The organism is Acetobacter fabarum (assembly GCF_040702925.2).
In the GTDB taxonomy this organism is placed as follows: Bacteria; Pseudomonadota; Alphaproteobacteria; order Acetobacterales; family Acetobacteraceae; genus Acetobacter; species Acetobacter fabarum_B.
Genome location: NZ_JBFCXX020000013.1, coordinates 40,243 through 60,206 on the forward strand (window position 1 = coordinate 40,243; position 19,964 = coordinate 60,206).

The window sequence follows — 19,964 nt, forward strand, 5'->3', positions numbered from 1 at the left end:
AAATGCCGCCAAATGGCTGCTATTCGTGACCGGATTTTAAAAACGCCGTGATGGACGGACGGGGAACACAATGGACCTAGGATCAGCTCTATCAATCGCCTCCAGCGGGCTGAACGGGATTGAATACCAGTACTCCGTTGTTGCCCAGAACGTCGCCAACTCCTCCACCACCGGCTACGCTGCCGAATCGGCCAGTATGACTTCGGCTGTTGCAGGCAATCAGGGCACGGGTGTGCGCATTGGCAAAACGGTGGTCAATGTCAGCCCCTTCCTGCAATCCTCGCTGTACACGCAGAACGCCAAGGTCTCGGCCCTGACATCCTCCTCCAATTCGCTGGCCGCGGTTGCATCCGTTCAGGGGTCCACCTCCGCCACATCGGGACAGACCCAGACCCTGTCGGATGAATTGGGCAATGTGCAGAGCGCCCTGACCTCCCTGACCTCCACCCCGCTGGACAGTTCGGCGCAGACGGCCGTCATTACGGCCGCCACATCCCTGACCGATACGATCCACACGCTGGCGTCCACTTACACCCAGCAGCGGCAGACGGCGGAAAACACCATTATTTCCACCGTGTCCACCATCAACCAGAATCTCACCCAGATCGGCCAGCTTTCCAAGCAGATCATGGGGTTGCAGGCTGTGGGGGCTGACACGTCCAGTCTGGAAAACAGCCGCCTTGAGGTGATGAGCGACCTCTCCTCCGAACTGGGGGTGAAGTTTACCGCAACCTCCAAGGGCGACATGATTGTCACGACCGAGGATGGCACCCAGCTGCCAACCCGTCCGGACCAGATCGGCCTGAACAACAACACCCAGACCCTGCCCAGCAATACCTGGCCGCTCTCCGCAACAAACGGTGGCACGGCCAGCACCACCATTACCGATTCCATGTATTACAAGCCGGGTGATCCGGCCAATTCCGCCATTGCGGGCATTACGGTCGCGGATGGGACAACCAACATATCCACAACGGATATCACGTCTCACCTGACCAGTGGCACGCTGGGTGCGAACATTACCCTGCGCGACACGACCTACCCCACCATGCAGGCGCAGCTTGATTCGTTCTCCGCAACGCTGATCAACCGCTTCAACAACGCGGGTATGCCCCTGTTCACCAATGGTACGGATGTGGATAGCTCTGGCACACCCCAGACCCCCACCCCGCAGTCCTACGACCCTACCCAGACAACGCCTAACGGGATTGTCAGCCTGTCCTCCGCGATCAGCGTGAGCAACAGCTATGCCACCGCACCATCCCAGCTTGCCCCAAATGGGAGCATCAGCGCCATTACGCAGGTGCTGAGCACCACGTTTGGCACCTCCAGCGCGGATGTGGATGGCACGCTTTCCGCCCCCACCACAGGGCTGGGACCAAGCGGGACACTCCAGACCGGGTATAGCGGCACGCAGGGGCTGGTCGCACTTGCCACCTCCCTGACCTCCGCCCAGGGCGCGGTCATTGGCACGGCTGGCACCAACCTGACTTACGCAACCGCCGTGCAGACCACCATCAACGCCAAGGTGACCAACGTGTCGGGCGTAAACGTGAACAACGAAATGGCCAAGATCGTGGCGTTGCAGAATGCCTATACGGCCAATGCCAAGATCATTTCCTCCGTCCAGACCATGTTCAGCGCTCTTCTGAACGCCATCAACTAAGCCTTGAGAATGGGAGATACTTTACCATGAGCACTTCTATCGGGCAGTATGGCGCGAGCGCTGCAAACCTTGTTCTGACCGCCGCCGTGCAGGAACTCACCAACGCCCAGACCACTCTGGCGTGGCAGACCTCCAATAACGGCATTACGGCGGAAACCTTTGCCGGTCTGGGCTCGTCCCGCACCAATGTCTTTGAGCTGACGCCCAAGATCACGCAGGTCAATGCGTGGCAGAGCAACATTACCAGTGCCCAGAACAGCCTGACCGTTACGGCCAGCGCCCTCAATCAGATTGTCTCGCTCGCCCAGAGCATGGCCACAAGCCTGCTGAGCATTGGCGGGTCCAGCTCCACATCCGCTGTCAACACGGTCGCAACCGAGGCCTCGAGCAGCCTTGGCCAGCTTGCAACCGTCCTGAACACCTCCAACGGCACGGGCTATGTCTTTGCCGGGCAGTCCTCGACCGAAGCACCGGTCACGGACCCGTCCAGTGTGGCCAGCGGCACCACAAGCAGCCAGATTGCCCCCCTTATGGCATCAGGGGCGAGCATAGACTCCATTCTGCAACAGGCCACCACGCTGATGAATGGAGATAGCTCCATTTTTTCGAGCACCATTTCCAGCCCGACCAGCGCTGCGGATTCACTCGCACTGGCCAAAAGCCAGCAGACCAGCACGGTCACGGGGGACAGCGCGGCAAGCCACTATGGGATTGTGGCTACACAGGGTAATCCGGCAGATGCGAACGCCACCTCCACCGGTTCCCCCATCAAGGACCTGATGCGGGATATGATGCTGGTTTCGGGCATGCAGGGCATGTCTTCCACCAGCCCTGGCTATTCCGACATGATCGCCCAGCTCCATACCTCGCTGGTCAGCACGACCAACCAGCTGATCAGCATGGAAACAGCCGTGGGGGCACAGCAGAACGCCCTGACCGCGCGTTCCACCCTGCTGACCAATACGGCAACAGCGCTGCAAACCCAGCTCGACAACGCCCGTACGACCGATATTGGTATGGTGGCCATCCAGTCCGCCAACGTGCAGACGAGCCTGAAGGCGTCGTTCATGCTGATCGCGAATATGAAAGATATGTCGCTGGCCAACTACCTCTAAGCCACCGGCGTAACCTCACACACTCCCCCAAACAGCCTGATGCACACCATCAGGCTGTTTTTTTATGCTTGCAGCACATAAAAAGCGGACAGGAAAACCGAGGCTTTAAGCTGGGTCTTATACATTTCCACCAGTTCGGGGGCGCAGACCACCACCATAACCTCCAGCGGCTCCCCCACGCCGCGCACCCGGCTTTGCGCCTGCGCCAGCAGGAACTGGTCCAGCCCACCCCGCCCCACACAGCACAGGCAATGCCCGCCATGGGTTGCAGCTCCTTCGGCCCCGGACCATTCCAGCACGCACCGCCACCCCGGAGTTTGCGCAGGTGCAGGGGCTATACCGGCAAACACCACCCCCCCTTTATCCCGCCATGCCTGCCCTTGTGGAGCATCCTCCAGCACAAAAAGCGGCATGCGCCCGCCGCGCATGTGCGGTGGGGCACGCATGGCGGTGGACAGGGTAGCCTCTGTCTGGAATAAGGATGTGGCTTTGGCCCGTTCCTGCGGCTGAGGCGTACCCTCCCCACTATTCCGGTCTTGTGCTGTCATGTCTTCTCGTCTGCCGCTTCTTGATGCCCTGCGTGAACAGGTTCTGCTCTGTGATGGAGGGATGGGGTCCCGCATCCAGATGCTCGACCTTGATGTGCAACGTGATTACTGGGGACAGGAAAACTGCACCGAAGTCCTGACCCTGTCACGCCCTGAACTGATCCGCGAAATCCATCGTGGGTATTTTGAGGCCGGGGCGGATATGGTGGAGACCAACACGTTTGGCGCCTCCCCCATTACACTGGGCGAGTTCGGGCTGACAGACCGCACGCGTGAGATCAACCGCGCCTCCGCCATTCTGGCGCGTGAGGCAGCGGACAGCTTTGCCGATGGCCGCCACCGTTACGTGCTTGGCTCCATGGGGCCGGGCACCAAACTGCCCTCCCTTGGCAATATTGATTACGACACCCTTGAAGCCGCCCTTGCCGAACAGACCCGTGGCCTGATTGAAGGCGGGGTCGATGCAGTGCTGATTGAGACCTGCCAGGACACGCTCCAGATCAAGGCGGCCGTCAATGGCGTCAAGATTGCGCGGGCTGAAGCGGGCGTCACACTCCCCATTTTTGTGCAGGTTACGGTAGAAACCACCGGCACTTTGCTGGTTGGGCCAGACATTGCCGCCGCCTCCACGGTCATTAACGCGCTGGATGTGGACCTGATCGGCCTGAACTGCGCCACCGGTCCGCAGGAAATGGCCGAACATGTGCGCTGGCTGGCCGAAAACTGGCCCCGCCTGATTTCCGTCCTGCCCAATGCGGGCCTGCCCGAACTGGTGGACGGCAAAACACACTACCCGCTCAGCCCCGAAGACATGGCCACATGGGTCGAGCGCTTTGTGCAGGAAGACGGCATTAACATGACCGGGGGGTGCTGTGGCACCTCCACCCCGCACATTGCCGCACTGGATGCCATGCTGCGCCGCCGGGCGGAAGCCACGGGTCGCCACCGCCCGGCCCCAATTGCCCGTACGGCCGTGTGGGTGCCCTCCGTTGCCAGCCTGTACTCGCAGGTGCCCCTGCGGCAGGAAAACGCCTATTTTTCCATCGGGGAGCGCTGCAACGCCAACGGCTCCAAAAAATGGCGCGAACTCCAGGAAGCGCATGACTGGGATGGCTGCGTAAGCGTAGGCCGCGAACAGCTGCGCGAAGGCTCCAACGCGCTGGATATCTGCACCGCCTTTGTCGGCCGCAACGAACGCGAGGAAATGGATGAGGTGATCAAGCGCTTCACCTCCTCGGTCAACGCGCCACTGGTCATTGACTCGACCGAAACCCCGGTGATCGAAGCCGCGCTCAAGCTGCATGGCGGCAAGCCGATCATCAACTCCATCAACTTCGAAGATGGGGAAGGCCCGGCCGCCGACCGCATGGCGCTGGCGCGCAAGTTTGGTGCCGCCGTTGTGGCTCTGACCATTGATGAAGTGGGCATGGCCCGCAAACCCGAGGACAAGCTGCGCATTGCCAGCCGTCTGGTGGAGTTTGCCTGCACCAAATACGGTCTGCCCCAGTCCGATCTGATGATCGACCCGCTCACCTTTACCATCGCCACCGGGGCGGAGGACGACCGCAAGCTCGGCCAGTGGACGCTGGAGGGGATTCGCATGATCCGCGAGGCCTTCCCCGATATCCAGATCGTGCTGGGCCTGTCCAACATCTCCTTCGGGCTCAACCCTGCGGCCCGCGCGGTGCTGAACTCGGTTTACCTTGATCTCGCGGTCAAGGCGGGCATGACGGCGGCTATTGTGCATGTCTCCAAAATCCGCCCGCTGCACCTGATTGCCCCGGAGGAAGTCAAGGTTGCCGAAGACCTGATCTTTGACCGCCGGACCGAGGACTACGACCCCCTGCAGGCCCTGCTGGCCATGTTCGCGGACCGCAAGGCCTCCGAAGCCGTCAAGCGCAAGCAGGCCGAAACCGCCGAAGAACGCTTAAAGGACCGTATTGTGGATGGCGACCGCAAGGGGCTGGAAGCCGACCTTGCCGAAGCCATGCAGACCATGGCCCCGCTGGACATTATCAACACCGTGCTGCTCGATGGCATGAAGGTGGTGGGGGAACTGTTTGGCGCGGGCAAAATGCAGCTCCCCTTCGTGCTTCAGTCCGCTGAAACCATGAAGGCCGCCGTGGCATGGCTTGAACCCCATATGGAACGCGCCGAAGGCCAGCAGCGTGGCACCATTGTTCTGGCCACCGTCAAAGGCGATGTGCACGACATTGGCAAAAACCTTGTGGACATCATCCTGACCAACAACGGCTACCGTGTGGTCAACCTTGGCATCAAGGTGCCTGTGGCCGACATGATCGACGCTGCCCGCAAGGAAAAGGCGGACGCCATTGGCATGTCCGGCCTGCTGGTGAAGTCCACCGTGATCATGCGCGAAAATCTGGAAGAAATCGCCCGCGCGGGGCTGGATACCCCCGTCCTGCTGGGGGGTGCGGCCCTGACCCGCAACTACGTGGAAGAAGACTGCGTGGCCGCTTACGGCGCCACCGGCCGCGTCGCCTATGCGCGTGATGCGTTTGATGGCCTGACCCTGATGGACCAGATCGCCCAGAGCGGGTTTGACGGGTATCTGGCCGCCATTCAGAAACGGCGTGAGGGCAAGGCCACCCGCAAAAACGCCCGCTCGCCAGAAGTGGCGGAAACACGTGGCTACGGCCCTGTGGACAAGGCCGGGGCCAGCGCCCGCCGTGCACGCCTGACCGCGGATGAACCCCGCCTGACACCCCCCTTCTGGGGTGCCAAGGTGCTGCAGGCCACACCCGAGGCCGTTCTGCCCTTCCTGAACGAGCGCGCCCTTTACCAGTTCCAGTGGGGCTTCCGTAAACAGGGGCGTTCTCTGGACGAGTTTCTGGTCTGGGCACGGCAGGAGCTGCGTCCCATTCTGCAACGCATGCTCAAGCTGGCAGCGGATGAGCAGATTCTCAAACCACAGGCCTGCTACGGTTACTGGAAAGCCGCGGGCGATGGGAACGACCTTGTTCTGTTTGAACCCGATGGCACAACCGAGGCCGCCCGCTTTGCCCTGCCCCGCCAGCCCCGCGCGGATGGGGAGTGCATTGCCGACTTCGTGCGTGACATAAACGACCCCGAGCGTGATGTGGTGGGCCTGCAGGTTGTGACCGTAGGGCAGAAAGCCTCCGACATCGCCCGCGACTGGTTTGAGGAAAACCGGTATCAGGACTACCTCTACCTGCACGGCCTTTCGGTAGAGATGGCGGAAGCCATGGCCGAATACACACACAAGCGGATCCGCGCCGAACTGGGCTTTGCCGCCGAAGACCCGCGGAACATGGAAGACCTGCTCCAGCAGGGCTATCGTGGCTCGCGCTATTCGTTCGGCTACCCGGCCTGCCCCCGGCTGGAGGAGCAGAGCAGCATTCTCTCCCTGCTTGATGCAGAGCGTATTGGCGTCTCCCTGACCGATGGGGACCAGCTCCACCCCGAGCAGTCCACCTCCGCTCTGGTGGTGCTGAATAAACACGCCAAATATTTCACGATCTGATCCGCCGGGCATTGACCAGTCGGGATGGTGCAGCGCATCATCCCGTAATGGTCTATTCCCGCCCGCATCTGCCGCCTCCTCTTACTCAGGAACGCAAGGACCTGTATATGCAGGTGGGACTGCACGCGACCGGATGCACCGCCGCTTTTATAAGCGCAAAGCGCGCGGACCTTGTGCGCGAGAGTGCCCTGTTCCTGCAAACCCTGAGCCATATGTGGGTACAGGACGGGGTGGATGAGGCCGATGTCTGGACCGAACTCCTGCGCCGGGTGGAAGTGTCCGAGTTGCTGCACAGGCTCAACCAGCCCCCCCACCGTAAAAAGAAAAACGGCAGCCCCAGCAGGCCGTGGCGCGTTACCACAAGCAAGCTGCCATAGGCGGCGCGGGCTTTATGCGTTTTTCCCTCTTTCCCCCGCCCCACAGGGGGCTGTAAACCTGCGCTCATGGCAGCCATAGATGCACTCTCCCTGATCATTGTGGCCCTTTCCATCCTGCATGGGATGTGGCGGGGGTTTACGCAGCTTGCGCTGGGCCTGCTCAGCTGGGCTTTGGCATTTGTGCTGGCTTTTCGCTTCCATACTGTGCCCACGCCCTGGCTGGGGCGCTTCATTCACTCCCCCATAGGGCTGCAACTGGCCAGCTTTGCGCTGGTGCTGCTGCTTTTTCTTGTTGCCGGCTATCTGCTGGCCGCTACCATTGTGCGGCTGGTGCGCGCAACCCCGCTGGACGGGCTGGACCGCACGCTGGGTGGGCTGTTCGGGCTTGCGCGGGGCATGTGTGTGATTGTGCTGCTGTTTATGGCCGGGCAATGGCTTTTGCAGCCCGAGGACATGAAAGCCATAGAGGCCAACGGACGGCTGACCCCTTATATTCGCGCCGCCACAACCTATATCCACCCTTATCTGACTGAATTTGACGCAAAGGGGGTTGCGCCAAAGCCTTCAACAGGTCATGACGCCAGCTTGTAATCCCCATACGGCCAGTACCAGCCATTTGCGGAGGCCCTGCGCGCTTATGCACTCCCATTCCACGCCGTCCGTTTCCCTCCCCGATCCTGTCCGTGCGGACGAGGACCACCTGCAGGAGGAATGTGCCGTCTTTGGCATATGGAACGCCAAGGACGCAGCAACCCTGACAACCCTTGGACTGCACGCCCTCCAGCACCGTGGGCAGGAAGCAGCGGGCATTGTCTCCTTCGATCCGGCGCATCACCGCTTCAATTCCCACCGTGGGCTCGGCCTTGTGGGCGATGTGTTCAGTGATTCGCGCGTTATGGCCACACTGACTGGCACACGCGCCATTGGCCATAACCGTTACGCCACAACAGGGGCGACCCTGCTGCGCAACGTGCAGCCCCTGTTTGCCGAGTTCGCCTTTGGCGGTCTGGCGGTGGCCCATAACGGCAACCTGACCAACGCTGACACACTGCGCCGCGAACTGATCCGCCGTGGCTGCCTGTTCCAGTCCACCACGGATACGGAAGTGTTCGTACACCTGATTGCCATCTCGCTTTACGCCACGGTGGAAGACAGGCTGATTGACGCGCTCAAGCGGGTTACTGGTGCATACTCCCTTGTTGTTCTTTCGCAGGATGCGCTGATCGGCGTGCGTGACCCCATGGGTGTGCGCCCGCTCGTGCTGGGCAGGCTGCCGGGCGAAGGCGACAAGGACGGCGCATGGGTTCTGGCATCCGAAACCTGCGGGCTGGATATTATTGGCGCGGAATTCGTGCGCGATGTGGAACCGGGCGAACTGGTTATCATCACTGACGAGGGTGTCCGCTCCCTGCGCCCGTTCGGGGACACGCAACCCCATTTCTGCGTGTTTGAATACATCTACTTCGCGCGCCCGGACTCCGTGCTTGAAGGCCTGCCGGTCTATAACGTGCGCAAGGAAATCGGGCGTGAACTGGCGCAGGAAAGCGGGGTCGAGGCCGATGTGGTCGTGCCCGTACCCGACTCCGGCGTGCCCTCCGCCATTGGCTATGCGGAGGCTAGCGGCATTCCGTTCGAGCTGGGCATCATCCGCAACCACTATGTGGGCCGCACCTTTATTGAACCCACCGACCATATCCGGCATCTGGGCGTTAAAATGAAGCACTCGCCCAACCGCCCGATTCTGGACGGCAAGCGTGTTGTGCTGGTGGACGACTCCATTGTGCGTGGCACCACATCCCGCAAGATCGTGGACATGGTGCGTGCGGCCGGGGCGCGGGAAGTGCATATGCGCATTTCCTCCCCCCCCACCAAGCATTCCTGCTTCTACGGGATCGACACGCCAGAACGCAGCAAGCTGCTGGCAGCCCAGAACGACCTGCAGAAAATGGCTGAACTGATTGGTGTGGACAGTCTGGCCTTTATCTCGCTCGACGGGCTGTACCGCGCCATGGGGCATGAAAGCCGCAAGGCCAGCCGCTCCACCTATTGCGACGCCTGCTTTACCGGCGAATACCCCATTGCGCTGGTTGACCACGATGCGGAATACGGCCCGGACTCAGCCTGAGCCACGGCCTGCCGCCCTGTTATGAAAAACCCCGCCAGAGGCCCACTCTGGCGGGGTTTTTGTCAGGCGGTGCGCGCAGGCTGTGCCCCTAGCGGTACACCATACCCCCATCAATCAGGATCGACTGGCCGGTGACGTAATCGGAATCGGGGCCAGCAAACCAGGACACAAGTGCCGCCACATCATCGGGTGTTTCGGCCCGGCCAAGGGCTATGCCATCCACGAACTTCCTGTACGTCTCACCCACGGGAGCGCCGGTCAGTCTGGCGAATTCCCTGTCAATTTCCACCCACATATCCGTCCCCACAACACCGGGGCAGTAGGCGTTTACGTTAATGCCGTGGCAGGCATATTCCTTGGCGGCAGCCTGCGTAAGCCCGCGCACCGCAAATTTGGTGGAGGAGTACACGCCCAGCATGGCGTAGCCTTCGTGCCCGGCGATGGAACAGGCGTTAATGATTTTGCCGCGGCTTTTGCGCGCAATAAACTTGGCCGCGGCAAGCTGGATACCCCACAGCGTACCTTCCACGTTAATGCGGTAAATGCGCTGGACTTCCTCGGGTGTTACATCCGCCAGCGGCTTGATCTGGGCAATGCCTGCGTTGTTGACCATAATATCAAAGCTGCCCAGCGTGGCCTCGGCATGGTCAATCGCGGCCGCCACCTGCGCGCGATCACCAATGTCGGCAATAAAGCTGGTGGCCTTGCGGCCCAGTGCCTCGATTTCCTTAACCACGCCTGCCAGATGATCCTCGCGGATGTCCACCAGAGCTATGTCCGCACCGTCCCTGGCCAGCCGCAGGGCTATGCCACGGCCAATGCCTTGCCCGCCGCCGGTAACCAGCGCCACTTTTCCTGTAATATCCGCCATGAGAACCTCTCGCATGTGATGGGAAACGAGGCGAGCGTAGTGCAATAACAAGAAAAAGCCATCACCAAAAAAACAGCCCCCGCACGGCACATGCGGGGGCTGGCGTAAAACACCAGACAGGGGCCGGAGTGCCCCTTATCTGCGGTGCCCCTGCGCGGAGGAGGACGGAGTTGACCGGGCTGCGTCCTGCGCCGCAGCGGCGGCAGTAGCGTTGGGGGCATCGGGGGGGAGCTGGCGGATCTGCCCGGCCGCCACATCCGCCAGCTGGCCCAGAAGCTGGCTGAGACCCTGCACCATGCTCATGGTGCTGCCACCGGCAGGGCCACTCAGGCTGATGCGCTGGAGCGTTCCCTGCCCGTAAGGTGCCCCCGCCGCCGCAGGCAGGACCGAGAGCATGGCATCCAGTTCCACATGACCAGACGGCCCGGTGGAAAAGCGGCTGACCGAAAGCTCCACATAAACCTGCGGGTCGGCGGCGGCGGCATCGTTTTCCACAAACACGCCTGTACCGGGCAGGCGCTGGGCCAGATCCCCCGCCAGTGCGTGGCCAATCTGGCTGGCAAGGGAATCACTCCATGCATCGGAGCCGGAAACGCTCAGCCTATAACCACTATCGGCCGTAACAATCCGGTCACGGTCCAGACCGGAGGCAATACTGGGCAGGCGCACCTCTACAAAGCGCGGGCCACCGGCCTGTGCCAGCCCCGGCACAACCGCCAGCGTGTAAAGCGCGGCCCCACTGCTGGCACAGCCTGCCAAGGTAAACGCCATAAGCCCCAGCGAGGCCCCGCCGACCAGAACGTTGCGGCGGCAAAGACCAGCCCCAGCCAGTCCGTAAGGTTTAACGCGAGCCATGATCTTATCGTCCCGATATGAGCGCAGAGGGGTGGTTGGTCAGGAAATCGGACAGAAAGCGCAGGGAGCGCGCGGTTTGTCCAAGCTGGATAACCATGGCCTGAAGACTGCGCTTGAAGTCGCTGTTGCCCCCATAGCTGGCCAGCAGGCGGTTGGCGTTGTGGAGCATCTGGTCCAGTTGCTCGGCCATGGCGGGCAGGCGCTGGCTGAGAGGCGCCAGACCTTTTTGCAGGTCCTGCGTTAAAGCCTGAAAATGCTGCATGGACACACGCAGGCTGGCCAGAGACTGTTTGACATCCGGGCTGGTCAGCGTTTCGTCCGCATGGGCCAGCAGGTTGTTGGCGTTGGTGCCAATCTGCTCGAACGGCATGGCCGCCAGACGGTCGGTTACGGTGGAAAGCGATTCCATGATCCCGCTCATACCCCCCGGCTGACCGGGGATAACAAGCGTTGTGCCTTCCATGCTGGTGGTGGCCTTGCCCGCGTTCTTGACAAAGTTGAGCGAGATCAGCCCTTCCCCCGTCAGCAGGCTTGCGCTGTCGGTGGAGGCCCGCAGGCCGTTGGCCACCAGTGTCCGCAGCATGTCCGTGACCTCCTCGTGCGAGAGTTCCTTGGAGGTCATCACCCGTTCGGGCTGGATTTCCATGCCAATACGCACGCGCGGGTGGCCGGGTGTGGAGGTCATGTCCAGTTTGACACTGGTCACGTTGCCCACCTGAATCCCAAACATGCTGACCACAGCCCCCGGAGCCAGCCCCTTGACGGAAGAGGTCAGATACGTGGCAACGGGAACACGCTCATGGTACCCGGCGTTCTGGGCATCTTCCTCGCTCTCATAGAGCTTGAACACGGTGTTGGCCGCAGCCATGGGCAGGTCGCGCTGGAGTTTGCCCTCCTCCAGCGGGGGCAGGCCAAAAGCCACCCCACCGGAGAACAGCGCCTGAAGGGACTGCAGCTGCACCTTGAGCCCACCGGCCCCAAAGCCCACCTTAACGCCCGAGACGTTCCAGAACCGGGTGCTCCCGTTGAGGTAATGGTCGTAGGGTTCCTTGACAAAAATCTGGATCAGCACCGGCCCGCGCCCACCGGGCGGCATGGTGTAGCCCAGCACTTCCCCCACATCCACATCGCGGAAAAAGACAGGAGCCCCCTGCCCGATCGAACCAATATTGTTGGCCACCAGCGTATAGGTCTGGCCCGGCTGGTCCGAACGCATGCCCGGTGGGGCTTCAAGCCCTTCAAACTGGTCCCTGCGCTGGCCGGAATTATGGCCGTTTTCGTCCAGTCCGGGGTCAAAGGCGATGTACGCGCCAGACATCAGCGTTTCCAGCCCGGTAATGCTGGCCCCGTTAATGCGGGGGCGCACAACCCAGAACCGCGCCTTGTCGGTCAGCATGTCATTGGTGCCCTTGTTCATGCGGATGAGCACACGAACATGGCGCAGGTCGGGGGTGAGGGAGATGTTCTGCACCGTTCCCAGCACCACGGACTTGTTCTTGACCTGTGTCTGCCCACTGGTCAGGCCATCGGCGGTATCAAAGATAACGGAGATTTCCGGCCCGTTATCCACAAAGCTGCGCCAGACCAGAAAGCCCGCGATCAGCACCGAAATAACGGGAATAACCCAGATAATGGAAAACCGGATCCTGCGCACCAGCGCATCCTGAATGTCACTTTCACCATGTCTTGGAGAATTGTGCCTGTCGTTCACGCCCTGTCCGGCTCCATATTGTTCAAATACGCGGCTGCTGTCTGCGACGCAGGGGCAGGTGTTGCCCGCCCGGCAAGGCCGCAATCGGAGGATGTGTCATTATCGCCCACCACGTCCCACATAACGCGGGGGTCAAACGCATGCACCGCAAAAATGGTCAGCACCACCACGGCGGCAAAGCAGACCATACCCCCATTGGCCGTAATGCTGGCCATGCTGTTAAAGCGGACCATGGCCACCAGAATGGAAACCATGAACACGTCAATCATGGACCACCGGCCAATAATGTCGATCACCCGGTAAAGTCTGGTACGCGCCACCAGCCAGCGCTCCGAGCGCCGCCATGTGGTAAAGAGCATGAACAGCAGGCCAAAAATCTTGAGTACGGGTACGGTTACACTCGCAAACAGCACCAGCAGCGAGAGCGGGATCATCCCGTCCTGCCACAGCTCCACCGCCCCGGCTATAATGGTATGCCCCGTGCCCCCACCCAGCCGGATCACGGTCATGACCGGGTAGATATTGGCAGGCAGGTAAAACACCACGGCAGAAATAAGCAGTGCGAGTGCGCGCATGCGGCCATTGAGCTTGCGGCGGCGCACCACATGCCCACAGCGCGGGCAAAAGCCCAGAGCCCCGGTTGTGGGCATGGCCTCCTCAAACGCCAGCACAGCCCCGCAGGACAGGCACGACGCCATGTGCGAAGGCGGCGGCAAGGGAGTATGGCGCGTCACGTTCTCGCAGGTCAGGCGGATGCGCCTGTTATCCATGCGGCGCAGGCTGTGATCGGTCTGCCTGCGTTCCCAGATCAGCTCCGTATCCAGCGTGGCATCGGTCGCGGACATGGTCAGCATCAGGCCCGAGACCAGAAACACCGCCGCCCCGATCTGCACATAAGCCAGATCGGACAGCTTGGTATAGGCCACAAACACACCCAGAATATACACCTCCACCATGGACCACGGGCGCAGGCGTTCGTACCATTTGAGCAGATGCGGCACCCAGAAAGGCAGCTTTGGCTGTAACGCCCCCAACAGAATGGCCAGCATCATGCCAATAACCAGACCGGGTACAATAATGGTGGCGATGGCTACCAGTACGCCCACCTCACCCCAGCCCTCATGCAGCAGTTCAATCGGGCCGGTCAGGATATTCACCGTGCGCTGGCGGCCATACAGGTCCAGCATCATCAGGGTTGAGGCCAGCATGGCAAGGTAAAGCGCGGCCGAGCTGATACAAAAGGCCAGTGGCGTCGCTATGGGAGAGGTATGGTTCCGCCGATCCAGCAACTGGTTGCACCGGCAGCAGCGTGCCTGTGTGCCGGGATTAAGCTCTGGCAGAATCTGGTAATGCCCGCAGCACGGACACTCCACCGCCCCGCGCAAAAGCCGGACGTGCCGTTCCTCATCAACCGGTACATCCCGGCCGGGGAACAGAGCCTCCCGCAGTAGGGCCATGACTTGCGTTGCGTTCATCACTCCTGTTCTTAATACCAACCGCCTCACCTGTAACTGAAAAAACCGTATGGCACCCCTGCCATACAGACCTGCGCCCAGCGCTTCTGTGCCCGGCCACCCCGGCCCCGCCCCCTATACCGGGACCAATACCGGGGCCACTACCGCCATACGGCTGCCCCTGCACATCCGCGCCAGAGCGGTTTGGCGGCTCTTCCGGTATGCCCCCCTACAGGCCCGGCACCCCCGGCAAAGAAGAAGAAACCGACCGCTCCGGAATATGGGGGAAAAAAGCCCCCTTTACTGCCGTAATGGATGTTGCATGCTCTGAATGATCATGATAGTCAGCCTACCGCACACACTGCTGTGCCCGCTTAGCTCAGTTGGTAGAGCACATCATTCGTAATGATGGGGCCGATGGTTCGAATCCGTCAGCGGGCACCACTTTTTCCCTAAATTGTCATCAGTTTTGCGGCATGCCGCCAGCACTCCACGGCTTTGCACAGCCATGCCCGTATGGCCGGGAGCACCAGACTGCCCCAACCTGTGTACGCGCTGCTACGCTGAGCCCCCCAAAAAAACGGCGGAGAGCAAAGGCTGAAGGGAGCGAAGCACCCTGCCCGGCAGAAGATGCGCCAGACTGGCTCTGTGGCCAGCCCCATAGCCCCACATACAGGGTTAGTGTGTTTTACCCGCCACCGGGGCGTCCAGCGTGTAAAGGCTGATCGCCATGGCGTGGCCGTTGGAATAGTTCAGTCCCGCGACCGTGCCACGGCTGAACGCCTTTGACGCATCCGCCCCCAGTGCCTCCATAAACGCCTTGCGCTCACGCACATCCACAAGGGCTGCGGTGCAGGCCGGGTGGTCGCGCATGGCCTGCGCGGCCTGTGCGGGGCTTCCCAGCACCACCTTGCCCCCGATCAGGAACACCAGACTGGGCTCGGTAAAGGAAACGGAATAAACCTGTGTCTGTGCACAGGGCTGATGCGCCTGCACCAGCGCCACCAGACGGGGGGCCAGCCAGATGCTGCGCAACTGTGGCACCACAACCGTAAACAGCCCCACATATAAAAGGGCCGCCGCGACACAGCTGCTCAGCGCCGCATAACACAGCTCCGCCCGCCAGATCTGCCACACCGCCAGCCCGACCAGCGGCAGAACGCCACCTGCCAGCACAAGGGCGGGAACACTGATCTGGTGCTCCAGCGTCCACAGTAAAAGTGGCCCTGCGGCGGCTAGCGCGCAGCCTGCAAAACCCCACAAGACGGCATAGACCCCAAGCAGGAGACGGCCCCAACGCGTCCGCGGGCCGTTCCGCCACACCACACCACTTTGCGCCAGCAGACCCGCACTCAGTATGGCAATGGCAGGGTATGTCGGTAGTACGTAATGGGGCAGCTTGGTTGCTATGCTTTCAAACACCACCCAGTGCGGCACAATCCAGCACAGCAGGTAACGCACCGGCATCGTGCGCCGCTCCCGCCATGCCTGCGGCAGCACACTGGCGGCAAAGTAGGAGCCGGGCCAGAATGCGATCAGGAATACAAGCAGGTGGTAGCCCGGCGGCAGACCGTGCGCCTCCTGCCCGGACGCCACTTTACCCAGAAAGTTCCCCCCTACCGCGCGCCGGAAGAACTCGCCATGGCTGACCACCCCAATGGCCACGCACCACGGCAGCACCACGGCAGCCGCCACAAGCCAGCCCCATGCCGGGCGCAGCCTGCGCCACAGGTCCAGATGGCGCTCTACCCAACCCATGGCCAGCGGTGTTGCAAGGGATGGGATCAGCACAACCGGGCCTTTAAGCATAAGCCCGCAGCCCACCGCACCCCAGAACAGCAGGGCCGTGCCAGCCGGTGTGGCGCGCGCTGCCTCCCTGTCCGCCAGTGCCCGTACCAGCGCGTACTGGGCCACCAGCACGCTGAGCAACAGGCACGAATCGATTGTGCCCATACGGCTTTCCGCCGCCACCAGCACCGAGGCCATCAGCAGGACCGCAGCCCCAACCCCGGCCATGGCCCCAAACAGGCTGGCCCCCATAATGGCGGTCAGCACCACGGCTGCGGTCATGGCCAGCAGGGAGGGAATGCGGTACGGCCACACCGTGCGGGCATAATCCATGCCCACAACCTTAACAGCCATGGATTCCAGCCAGTAAATACCGGCGGGCTGAAGGTAGCGCGGCTTGTCCTGAAAGCGCACATCTATGTAGTTGTGCGTCTCCAGCATCTGGGCCGATGCTTCCATATAGCGTGGTTCATCCCGGTCAAACGGGGGGGTCGTCATGCGGCCGGGCAGGAACAGCACAAAAGCCGCCAGACCGATCAGCACCAGCACACGCCACGGCAGGAAACGGGTCCCGCGTGCGGGCCCTAGCATTCATCAACCGTTCTGGGCAGCCGGGTGCGGTTACGCAGCCACATAACACCCAGCAGGTCCCGCACACCCACTACGGCACGGTTGAAATTGGTATATTTGGACTGCCCGTGCAGCCGCGGCCGATGCGAAACCGGATGACACACCAGAGGCACCCCATAGGATGCAAAAAAGGCGGGCATAAACCGGTGCAGACCTTCAAACTGGGGCAGGCGCAAAAAATCGGCGCGCTGAAAAATCTTGATCGGGGCGCCCGTATCCGGGCAGTGGTCCTGTAGCAGCCTCTGGCGCAGGCCATTGGCAAAACGCGTGGCAAAGCGGCGGGACCAGCCATCCTTCCGTCTGGCGCGCACCCCGACCACAAGCGGGGGCGTACCCTGTGCGGACCGGGCCAGAGCCACCAGTGCAACCAACTCACGCGGGTCGTCCTGCCCGTCCCCATCAATCGTGGCAATCCACGCGCCTTTTGCCGCGGTAATGCCCGTACGCAACCCGGCGGACTTACCACAGCACCGATCGTGCGAGAGAATGCGCAGGTTGGGCAGGCAGTCCTGCCGAAGCTGGCGCAGCACGGCCACCGTGTTGTCCCGGCTGCCGTCGTTTACAAACACGACTTCCGATGGGGGGAGGCTTTTGCAGGCTTCGGCCAGTTCGCGGCAGACCTGTGGCAGGTTATCCTGCTCGTCCAGAACAGCAATAACGATGCTCAGCACGGGCTGAACATCGTTTGCCTGCGACACAGAGGTTTGCACCGTTTGTGTCATACATATGCACCCTGAAGGAAGATGGGCTTAAGCTGCCTGACGGGAAAACGCGGCGGGCAGGTCTGCCAGTGCCTGATCAACCAGTGCAGAGGCTTTCTGCTCATCAATGGTCTGGGGGATGATGCTGTGCGCAGCGTTGACCGCCACATCAATGGCGAGCTGGCGCACTTCCTTTACGGCGGCGCGTTCAACGGCGGCAATCCGGTCACGCGCCATCTGCTCGTGGCGGCGCACGGCGGCCTCGGCTTCTGCACGGGCCTGCCTGGCCATTTCGTCCGCCTTGATGCGGGACTGCTCGATAAGGGACTTGGCTTCCGCCAGAGCCTGTTCACGCTCACGCGTTGCATCTTCGAGCATCTGCTCGGCTTCGCGGCGCAGGCGGGCTGCCTCGTCCAGTTCCTCACGGATCAGGTTGGCGCGGTTGTCCAGAATGGACGCGATGGGCGCCCACAACTTTTTACCTGCCAGCACAAAGAACAGAACGAACGAAACAGCGACCCAGAAACCCGCCACATGAAAAATGTCAGTCATGACCAAAATTCCCCTGAGTACGGATTTCAGATAATGCTGCGATGCGCGGATGCGCTCTCAACACTCTGGGCAACAAGCTGGGCGTCTGGCGCAACACCTGTCAGCCGCTGGACCAGCGCCTGTGTGGTATCGGCCGCAATTTCTTTAAGCGCGCTCAAGGCCCGCGCTTTTTCTGCCGCAACATTCTTTTCGGCATCCGCGATTTCGGAAGCCAGACGTGCGTTGATTTCCTGCATCTGCTGCTCTGCCGCACGGTGCTCTTCGTCCAGAACCTTCTGAAGATGCGCCTGGGCTTCTGCCATGGCATCTTTGCGGGCCTGCTGGAGTTCGGCTACGGCTTTGTCAGCATCCTGTTTAGCGGACCGGGCGACCTCAAGATCACCTGTAATACGCTGGCTACGGTCATGCAGAACACGGGCAACACCCGGCAGCATGGCCTTGCTGAGAACAAGATAGAAGATGAAGAAAATAATTGCCCCCCACATGACCTGACCGGTCACAAGTGGGTTGGCAAAGTCAAGCTGAGGCATTCCCGTGGCGTATGCACCAGGTGCCGAAACGGCCAGCAAAGAAACGCCGCAAACCGTTGCAAGCAGTCCGGCACGAACTGTCTTCGTAATCACACCCACAGGAATGTCTCCTCTTGTTTTCCCGATCTCAGACGAAGAGGATCAGGAATGCGATCAGCAGCGCGAACAGGGCGATAGCTTCTGTCAGTGCGAAGCCGAGCATGCCCAGACCGAACACGTGCGGGCGAGCCGCCGGGTTACGGGCAATGCTGCTGACCAGCGTGGAGAAGATGTTGCCGAGGCCGATACCAACGCCGGCGAGGGCGATAACGGCGATACCTGCACCGATTTCCCGGGCTGCAGCGATGTCCATATCAGTCACTTCCTTGTTTCAAGACAGTTTCAAACGAAACGGGCAAAGCAGCTCAGTGAGCCACGGCCTCCCGCAGGTAGATGCACGTCAGGATGGCAAACACATAGGCCTGCAATACCCCGACAAGCAACTCAAGAGCCATAAGCGCCACGTTAATGGCGATGGGCCCGATCGCAAACACGTCACCCACCACGCCAAAACCGGCGAGCATGATCACGAAGCTTGCGAAAATATCGAACATGACGTGCCCGGCAACCATGTTGGCGAACAGTCGGATGGACAGGCTGACCGGACGGGAGAGGAACGAGAGAATCTCGATCGGGATCAGCAGGGGCGCCAGAAAGGGGCTGGCGCCGTCCGGCATGAAGTGGGCGAAAAACCGCAGACCCTGCACCTTGAGCGACACAACAACCGTCAGCAGGAACACCATGAGCGCCATGGCGAAGGTGACGGCAATATGGCTGGTGAAGGTGAAGGAGAACGGCAGAAGGCCGATGTAGTTCCCCGCCAGAATGAAGAAGAACAGGGTGAAGATGAACGGGAAGAAGGCTGCACCTTCCGGCCCGATCGTATCCACGGCCATGTTATGAATGAACTCGTAGCAGACCTCGGCTGCGGCCTGAAGCCGACCGGGAACAACTGCTGCGGGGCGCATGCCAAAATACAGGAACGCAAGAACAAGGCAGACTGCCGCCATCATGTACAGCGGAGACTGGCTGAAGCGCAGGGCCTCGCCCAGCCCACCAAGAACGGGGTGGAGCTCAAACTGTTCAAGTACGTTAATGCTGGAACCGCCCGCCACAACCGCTCTCCTAGACCTTGCCCCGAATCGAACATCGGGGCTTCAGCTTCTTACTTTACGTCCATCGTCCTGACCAGACGCCAAACATTCAGCATTCCGGCGCTACCGCCCAAAAGTGCGAAGATGACAAGAAACAGCGCCCGGGTATGGAGCCAGTGATCCAGCCCCCACCCTATGGCAACCCCCACAATCAGCCCCGCGAGCATTTCTGTCCCGGCCCTGAACGCCAATGCAGCAAGGGACCTGTCGGCCTCCATGTTTGCATCAACCTGAGGTTTTTCCTCCTTGACCAGACCGTAGCGGCGCTCGGCCGACTGCAATCTGGCGTTGAAGGAATCGTCTTTTTCCTTACTCATACCTCGCACCTCCCAAGGGGTGCAGG

Annotated in this window: 18 protein-coding genes and 1 tRNA gene; 7 read left to right on the forward strand and 12 right to left on the reverse strand. The window is 61.2% G+C overall.

All coding sequences use genetic code 11. From position 1 onward, the window contains the following. The first annotated feature begins 70 nt into the window (after positions 1 to 70). Both flgK and AB2L51_RS10325 read left to right on the forward strand, forming a co-directional pair. Positions 71 to 1,666, forward strand: coding sequence for a flagellar hook-associated protein FlgK (flgK, locus tag AB2L51_RS10320; protein WP_395581926.1), 1,596 nt, complete (start codon positions 71 to 73; stop codon positions 1,664 to 1,666). Between the two features lie 26 nt (positions 1,667 to 1,692). Next, a complete protein-coding gene (locus AB2L51_RS10325; protein WP_395581927.1) occupies positions 1,693 to 2,781 on the forward strand; it encodes a flagellin in 1,089 nt (362 codons plus the stop codon). 62 nt (positions 2,782 to 2,843) lie between these two features. Here the strand turns inward: AB2L51_RS10325 and AB2L51_RS10330 are convergent, their stop codons facing one another. Beyond that, complete coding sequence (locus AB2L51_RS10330) at positions 2,844 to 3,329, reverse strand: hypothetical protein (RefSeq protein ID WP_395581928.1); 486 nt, start codon at positions 3,327 to 3,329, stop codon at positions 2,844 to 2,846. Here AB2L51_RS10330 and metH point away from each other — a divergent pair. The 4 genes from metH to purF all read left to right on the forward strand — a co-directional run bounded on the left by metH (position 3,328) and on the right by purF (position 9,336). Next, positions 3,328 to 6,834, forward strand: a complete 3,507-nt coding sequence (gene metH / locus AB2L51_RS10335; RefSeq protein WP_395581929.1) for a methionine synthase — start codon at positions 3,328 to 3,330, stop codon at positions 6,832 to 6,834. The genes AB2L51_RS10330 and metH overlap by 2 nt on opposite strands. 47 nt (positions 6,835 to 6,881) lie before the next feature. After that, positions 6,882 to 7,211 carry a phosphoribosyl-ATP pyrophosphatase gene (locus AB2L51_RS10340; protein WP_395581930.1) on the forward strand — a complete coding sequence of 110 codons (330 nt, stop codon included), beginning with the start codon at positions 6,882 to 6,884 and terminating at the stop codon, positions 7,209 to 7,211. Positions 7,212 to 7,277: 66 nt separating this feature from the next. Beyond that, a complete protein-coding gene (locus tag AB2L51_RS10345) occupies positions 7,278 to 7,802 on the forward strand; it encodes a CvpA family protein (RefSeq protein ID WP_395581931.1) in 525 nt (174 codons plus the stop codon). 46 nt (positions 7,803 to 7,848) lie between these two features. Then, a complete protein-coding gene (purF, locus tag AB2L51_RS10350) occupies positions 7,849 to 9,336 on the forward strand; it encodes an amidophosphoribosyltransferase (protein ID WP_166113599.1) in 1,488 nt (495 codons plus the stop codon). 88 nt (positions 9,337 to 9,424) lie between these two features. Here purF and AB2L51_RS10355 read toward each other — a convergent pair whose 3' ends face one another. From AB2L51_RS10355 to AB2L51_RS10370, 4 genes are all read right to left on the reverse strand, one after another. After that, the gene (locus AB2L51_RS10355) at positions 9,425 to 10,207 is read right to left on the reverse strand and encodes an acetoin reductase (protein WP_395581932.1); all 783 of its coding nucleotides are present in this window, start codon (positions 10,205 to 10,207) and stop codon (positions 9,425 to 9,427) included. Between the two features lie 135 nt (positions 10,208 to 10,342). Beyond that, positions 10,343 to 11,062 carry a PqiC family protein gene (locus AB2L51_RS10360; RefSeq protein ID WP_395581933.1) on the reverse strand — a complete coding sequence of 240 codons (720 nt, stop codon included), beginning with the start codon at positions 11,060 to 11,062 and terminating at the stop codon, positions 10,343 to 10,345. Between the two features lie 4 nt (positions 11,063 to 11,066). Next, a complete protein-coding gene (locus AB2L51_RS10365) occupies positions 11,067 to 12,773 on the reverse strand; it encodes a PqiB family protein (RefSeq protein WP_395581934.1) in 1,707 nt (568 codons plus the stop codon). Further along, positions 12,770 to 14,248, reverse strand: a complete 1,479-nt coding sequence (locus tag AB2L51_RS10370; RefSeq protein ID WP_395581935.1) for a paraquat-inducible protein A — start codon at positions 14,246 to 14,248, stop codon at positions 12,770 to 12,772. Before AB2L51_RS10370 ends, AB2L51_RS10365 begins: the two co-directional genes overlap by 4 nt. A gap of 347 nt (positions 14,249 to 14,595) precedes the next feature. Between AB2L51_RS10370 and AB2L51_RS10375 the strand changes: the two genes are divergently transcribed. Further along, positions 14,596 to 14,671 (forward strand) — tRNA-Thr (locus tag AB2L51_RS10375). A 234-nt stretch (positions 14,672 to 14,905) separates the two neighbouring features. Here the strand turns inward: AB2L51_RS10375 and AB2L51_RS10380 are convergent. The 7 genes from AB2L51_RS10380 to AB2L51_RS10410 are packed head-to-tail and all read right to left on the reverse strand — an operon-like array spanning position 14,906 to position 19,938. Beyond that, the gene (locus tag AB2L51_RS10380) at positions 14,906 to 16,606 is read right to left on the reverse strand and encodes an ArnT family glycosyltransferase (protein WP_395581936.1); all 1,701 of its coding nucleotides are present in this window, start codon (positions 16,604 to 16,606) and stop codon (positions 14,906 to 14,908) included. Beyond that, positions 16,600 to 17,367 carry a glycosyltransferase gene (locus AB2L51_RS10385; RefSeq protein WP_395581937.1) on the reverse strand — a complete coding sequence of 256 codons (768 nt, stop codon included), beginning with the start codon at positions 17,365 to 17,367 and terminating at the stop codon, positions 16,600 to 16,602. Before AB2L51_RS10385 ends, AB2L51_RS10380 begins: the two co-directional genes overlap by 7 nt. Positions 17,368 to 17,394: 27 nt before the next feature. Next, positions 17,395 to 17,889 carry a F0F1 ATP synthase subunit B gene (gene atpF / locus AB2L51_RS10390; protein ID WP_395581985.1) on the reverse strand — a complete coding sequence of 165 codons (495 nt, stop codon included), beginning with the start codon at positions 17,887 to 17,889 and terminating at the stop codon, positions 17,395 to 17,397. 35 nt (positions 17,890 to 17,924) lie between these two features. After that, positions 17,925 to 18,527: a F0F1 ATP synthase subunit B family protein gene (locus AB2L51_RS10395; RefSeq protein WP_166113643.1), complete on the reverse strand. Its 603-nt coding sequence runs from the start codon at positions 18,525 to 18,527 to the stop codon at positions 17,925 to 17,927. Positions 18,528 to 18,555: 28 nt separating this feature from the next. Beyond that, a complete protein-coding gene (locus AB2L51_RS10400) occupies positions 18,556 to 18,780 on the reverse strand; it encodes an ATP synthase subunit C family protein (RefSeq protein WP_025828682.1) in 225 nt (74 codons plus the stop codon). 52 nt (positions 18,781 to 18,832) lie between these two features. Next, entirely contained in the window at positions 18,833 to 19,582 is a 750-nt protein-coding gene (locus tag AB2L51_RS10405) for a F0F1 ATP synthase subunit A (RefSeq protein WP_395581938.1), read from the reverse strand. Between the two features lie 50 nt (positions 19,583 to 19,632). Continuing rightward, positions 19,633 to 19,938 carry an AtpZ/AtpI family protein gene (locus AB2L51_RS10410; protein ID WP_395581939.1) on the reverse strand — a complete coding sequence of 102 codons (306 nt, stop codon included), beginning with the start codon at positions 19,936 to 19,938 and terminating at the stop codon, positions 19,633 to 19,635. Positions 19,939 to 19,964 lie beyond the last annotated feature (26 nt).

Coding starts and splice junctions, on each gene's coding strand:
- AB2L51_RS10400 (WP_025828682.1), bottom strand. CDS start 18,780: ATGGACATCGCTGCAGCCCGGGAAATCGGTGCAGGTATCGCCGTTATC.
- AB2L51_RS10330 (WP_395581928.1), bottom strand. CDS start 3,329: ATGACAGCACAAGACCGGAATAGTGGGGAGGGTACGCCTCAGCCGCAG.
- AB2L51_RS10355 (WP_395581932.1), bottom strand. CDS start 10,207: ATGGCGGATATTACAGGAAAAGTGGCGCTGGTTACCGGCGGCGGGCAA.
- AB2L51_RS10340 (WP_395581930.1), top strand. CDS start 6,882: ATGGTCTATTCCCGCCCGCATCTGCCGCCTCCTCTTACTCAGGAACGC.
- AB2L51_RS10345 (WP_395581931.1), top strand. CDS start 7,278: ATGGCAGCCATAGATGCACTCTCCCTGATCATTGTGGCCCTTTCCATC.
- AB2L51_RS10370 (WP_395581935.1), bottom strand. CDS start 14,248: ATGAACGCAACGCAAGTCATGGCCCTACTGCGGGAGGCTCTGTTCCCC.
- AB2L51_RS10380 (WP_395581936.1), bottom strand. CDS start 16,606: ATGCTAGGGCCCGCACGCGGGACCCGTTTCCTGCCGTGGCGTGTGCTG.
- AB2L51_RS10385 (WP_395581937.1), bottom strand. CDS start 17,367: ATGACACAAACGGTGCAAACCTCTGTGTCGCAGGCAAACGATGTTCAG.
- metH (WP_395581929.1), top strand. CDS start 3,328: ATGTCTTCTCGTCTGCCGCTTCTTGATGCCCTGCGTGAACAGGTTCTG.
- flgK (WP_395581926.1), top strand. CDS start 71: ATGGACCTAGGATCAGCTCTATCAATCGCCTCCAGCGGGCTGAACGGG.
- purF (WP_166113599.1), top strand. CDS start 7,849: ATGCACTCCCATTCCACGCCGTCCGTTTCCCTCCCCGATCCTGTCCGT.
- AB2L51_RS10360 (WP_395581933.1), bottom strand. CDS start 11,062: ATGGCTCGCGTTAAACCTTACGGACTGGCTGGGGCTGGTCTTTGCCGC.
- AB2L51_RS10325 (WP_395581927.1), top strand. CDS start 1,693: ATGAGCACTTCTATCGGGCAGTATGGCGCGAGCGCTGCAAACCTTGTT.
- AB2L51_RS10410 (WP_395581939.1), bottom strand. CDS start 19,938: ATGAGTAAGGAAAAAGACGATTCCTTCAACGCCAGATTGCAGTCGGCC.